The 2,892-nt window shown below is 61.5% G+C and carries 2 protein-coding genes and 1 pseudogene; 1 reads left to right on the top strand and 2 read right to left on the bottom strand.

Features of this window, described 5'->3' with window-relative positions; genetic code table 11:
• Positions 1–253: 253 nt before the first annotated feature.
• Positions 254–1,132: an alpha/beta hydrolase gene (locus tag FV222_RS21990; RefSeq protein WP_147815638.1), complete on the top strand. Its 879-nt coding sequence runs from the start codon at positions 254–256 to the stop codon at positions 1,130–1,132.
• A 36-nt stretch (positions 1,133–1,168) separates the two neighbouring features.
• Here FV222_RS21990 and FV222_RS21985 read toward each other — a convergent pair whose 3' ends face one another.
• Both FV222_RS21985 and FV222_RS21980 read right to left on the bottom strand, forming a co-directional pair.
• Positions 1,169–2,032, bottom strand: a complete 864-nt coding sequence (locus tag FV222_RS21985; protein WP_147815637.1) for a DUF5677 domain-containing protein — start codon at positions 2,030–2,032, stop codon at positions 1,169–1,171.
• 55 nt (positions 2,033–2,087) lie between these two features.
• Positions 2,088–2,892 (bottom strand): annotated as a pseudogene (locus FV222_RS21980) (hypothetical protein); the annotation flags it as partial.

Below are 2,892 nucleotides of genomic sequence, written 5' to 3'. Positions count from 1 at the left end.
GCGCGCGCGCGGGGCCTGCGATGCACGAGAGCGTCAGGGCGGCGGCCAAGGTGGCGGCGAAGAAACGTCCGATCACGGGATGCGCTGTCACGAGGGGGCGGTCTCCGGTCCGTCGGCCCGTCGCCGGGCCATCCCAGCCTGCTTAGGACGGACCGCGCCGCCACGCCAACCCGGCGTGTCCGCGCAGACCCCGCCGCACCGGCGACAACCCTGCGGCCCGCCGCGCGTTGGGGCCGACAGCACAGGAAGACCGATGCCGACGATCCGCCACGACACCCTCCCGTTGAACGGCCTCGACCTGCACGTCGCGCAGGTGGGCAGCGGGCCGCCGCTGCTGCTGCTTCACGGTTGGCCGGAATTCTGGCTGACCTGGGAGCCGGTGATGGCGCGGCTTTCCGAGCGCTTCACCTGCATCGCGCCGGACCTCCGCGGCTTCGGCCGGACCGGCAAGCCCGATGCCGGCCCCAACGACAAGGTCGGCCCCAAGGCCCACGTGCAGGACATGCTCGCGCTCCTCGACGCCCTCGGACTCGATCGCGTCGGCGTGGTCTCGCACGACGTCGGCGCCTACGTCGCGCAGGGGCTGGCGCACGCCGCGCCCGAGCGGATGGATGGCCTGTTCTTCTTCGACTGCCCGTATGGCGGCATCGGTCCGCGCCTGGGCGCGCCCGAGAACCTGCGCGAGATCTGGTACCAGTCCTTCCACCTGATGCCCTACGCGGCCGACCTCGTCGGCTCGTCGCGGGAGGCGTGTAACACCTATGTCGGCGGCATCCTGCGGCACTGGTCGGGTCCGAACCCGCACGCCTTCGACGACGTGATCGAGGATTTCGTCGACAACTTCCTCCAGCCCGGCAACCTGCAGGGCGGGTTCGACTGGTATCTCAGCCAGAACGCGAGCCGGATCGCGATGATCCGCGGCGAGGCGCCTGTGCCGAAACCCATCGCGGTGCCGACCTGCATCCGCTGGGGCGACTCCTCGCCGCTCTTTCCCTACGCCTGGACCGACCGCCTGCCGGAATACTTTTCCAACCTCGACCTTGCGCCGTTTCCAGGCGCCGCGCACTTCCCGCACCGCGAGAAGCCGGATGCGGCGGCGGCCGAGATCGGGAATTTTTTCAACAGACGATGATATGTAAAATTATTAAATAAGCTGATAAATAAATATCTAGCTTTCGTGGTAAAATGGGCTCTGGTTTTCCTCGAAAAGGGTTATCAATAAATTGCTGCTGGTGGAAAATTTCTGATAGGCAATTTTAAGCTTCATTTCGTCCTTGAAGTGACCCTTAGTCAAATCTAGGAAATTTTCTATACATAGCCAAAGTATGTTGACTTGGTCGCTCATTATTCTCGAAACATGACCTGCTTTCAGAAAAATTAGCTCTTCGGCCGGTCGAGTAGCTCGATCATGCATGAGGTCCATGGCAAACTTATCCGCATGTATTAGATGGCTACTAGATCCGTACATATGCAAAAGAGACTTTATGCCTTTTAGTGGTTTTCCCTTTAGCGATCTTGCCTCAAGAACCGAAATAATTTCAGTGAAAGACCATTTTTTCTCAAGCCGCTTTCGAGAATGTTTATTTCCTTCACTCTCAAGGTCGAATATTTTTCCATTTTGGAGTGCTCGTAAAATTTTCGAGGAAACACCTTCTCCAAGGGCTTCCTCAGCATACGAAGCTCGCACCGCATTTTTTCGATCGCTGATTGGGCCTAATTCGTCCCAGAATTCATTTACTAAAGTTGGCCGCTCCTCATCATCGACAGAACAAATGTAGATAATTTTTGCTGCAGTTTCGTAGAATGACCGTAGTATTATTTCAGCATCCCAATCGTATCCACCGCCGATCAAGAAAGATATGGTCTGGCTTCGTGAAAAAATATACGAAAAAAGATGGCTTAATGTTGCAACAATCTTGCTTTCGCGATCCTCTGCCACCTCAAAGAGGTGCACAGCTTCATCGCGCAGTAAGGACATCACAAAGAGATTGTGTTCTTGAAGCTCCCTGATGTTTTGTTTGAGATTAGGCATATTTGATGGAATCTAGATGGAAAAGCCAAACTAAAGGGCTACTTGCCCTATGAGATCAAGCCGCCCGCCCGTGTCGGCCTTCCACCAGCCACATCGCCAGCACGGCCGCGGCCAGCAGCGCCAGGGCCGCGAGCCCAAGCGCCAGGGGATAGACCTCGACGCCGCGGATGACGGCGCTGTCGCTCGGGCGGAAGCCGATCCAGTCGGCGCCCGAGAGGCGGCCGCCGCGCACGCTCTGGAGGCGCGGCACCTGGACGGCGCCGGACGCGTCCGCGACGCGGCGGATCGAGCCGCCGGAGGCGTCGGCGACCGGCTTCAGGCGATCGGTGTCGCTGAACACGTCGGCGAGCTCGCGCGGGTTCGGCGGGCCGACGCTGACGAAGGCGGCGAGTGTGCCCGCGCGCAAGGTGTGCAGGCCGAGCTCGGTCGCCTCGAAGGTCGCGCCGAACAGGCCGGGCTCGGACGGCTTCAGGGTGAGCGTGCTGGTCTTGCCGGTCGGGCTCGTGACGACGACCGGATCGGTCGCCTCCGCCATGGTCTGGCGCTCGACGCGGACCTCGCGACCGCGGCCGGTCATCTGCGCGCGCAAAGCCTCCTCTTCCAGCGCCGGCTCCTTCATCAGCCAATGCGCGAGGCGGCGCAGCAGGTCGAGATAGGGACCGCCGTCCTGGTAGCCGCGCGCCCACAGCCAGGTGTGGTCGGACAGCATGAGTGCCACGCGGCCCTTCTCCTCGCGGGAGAGGGCGAGCAGCGGCAGGTTCTCGGCGCCCGACAGCAGCGGCTGGTTCCCGGCCCGCGTCTGCGCCGCGACGATGCGGAGCCAGTCGCCCCAGGCCGGCGGCGTCGCGTCTCCGCCGGGC

The organism is Methylobacterium sp. WL103 (assembly GCF_008039885.1).
Classification (GTDB): Bacteria; Pseudomonadota; Alphaproteobacteria; order Rhizobiales; family Beijerinckiaceae; genus Methylobacterium; species Methylobacterium cerastii.
Note: the sequence above shows the minus strand (reverse complement) of the source record. Positions and strands in the feature narration are given on the sequence as shown.